The sequence below is a fragment of the Candidatus Infernicultor aquiphilus genome, assembly GCF_002784285.1.
Classification (GTDB): Bacteria; Atribacterota; Phoenicimicrobiia; order Phoenicimicrobiales; family Phoenicimicrobiaceae; genus Infernicultor; species Infernicultor aquiphilus.
This window is the reverse complement of the sequence record NZ_PFKO01000162.1, coordinates 1-963: the sequence shown is the minus strand read 5'-3', so window position 1 is coordinate 963 and position 963 is coordinate 1. Positions and strand designations below refer to the sequence as shown.

The 963-nt window shown below is 32.3% G+C and carries 1 protein-coding gene; it reads right to left on the bottom strand.

Annotation, left to right across the window (positions count from 1 at the left end):
- Window positions 1–32 precede the first annotated feature (32 nt).
- Window positions 33–728 (bottom strand): ribulose-phosphate 3-epimerase, encoded by a 696-nt coding sequence (gene rpe, locus COZ07_RS04450; protein WP_406607382.1) that lies wholly within the window; start codon window positions 726–728, stop codon window positions 33–35.
- Window positions 729–963: the final 235 nt, after the last annotated feature.

Below are 963 nucleotides of genomic sequence, written 5' to 3'. Positions count from 1 at the left end.
ACAGATCTTTCTAGTAAATTCGTCATTAATTATCAATTGCTTTCAGCTTCATACTTTAAGGATTTGTAATGTGTACATATTTTATCATATTTTTTTAAGGGGTGCTTGAAAAAAGCATTGCCAATTACAAGGCCATCTATGCCTGCCCTTAATGCATCTAGCGCTGTAGCTTCATTGATACCACCATCAATAATCATGGTTATTTTATAACCATTTTTTTGAATTATTTCACGTAAGGCACAAACTTTTTGCAAGGTTTCAGGAATAAATTTCTGCCCGCCAAAACCAGGATTAACAGACATGAATAGAACGTGATCAACAAAGGGTAAAATGCCTTCTAAAGCGCAAATACTTGTTCCAGGATTAATCACGACCCCAGCTTTTTTGTTGTGTGACTTAACTTCCATAATATTTTTATGGATATGCGGGTTGTTTTCAATATGAAAAGACAGCGCATCAGCGCCAGCTTTTACAAAGGGTTCAATATATTGCGCTGCGTTTTCTACCATTAAATGCACATCTAAATATAATTTTGTCTTTTGACGGATCTGCGCCAAAATCATAGGCCCAAAAGTAAGGTTTGGCACAAAATGTCCATCCATAACATCAAAATGAAGCCAATCTATGCCTGAATTGTTTAAATTTTCTATCTCTTCCCCTAAATTTAAAAAATCAGCTGATAAAAGGGAGGGCGCAATGATTGGTCGTTTTATCATGATATTTTGCAATAAAATAGGTGTATATATTCATAATATCAAGAAATGCGTATATCATATAGTGAAATTTCTAAATACTTATTTTTTATTCACAATATCTGCTTATAGTTTTATAGATATTTAAATAATTGAATTTTTCATCAAAATTGCGTAGTCTAAAAACAAAAATACATTAAGGATGATATATGAATTTAGATAAAATTCCAGTTGGTGAAAATGCACCATGGGACGTAAACGTTGTAATTGA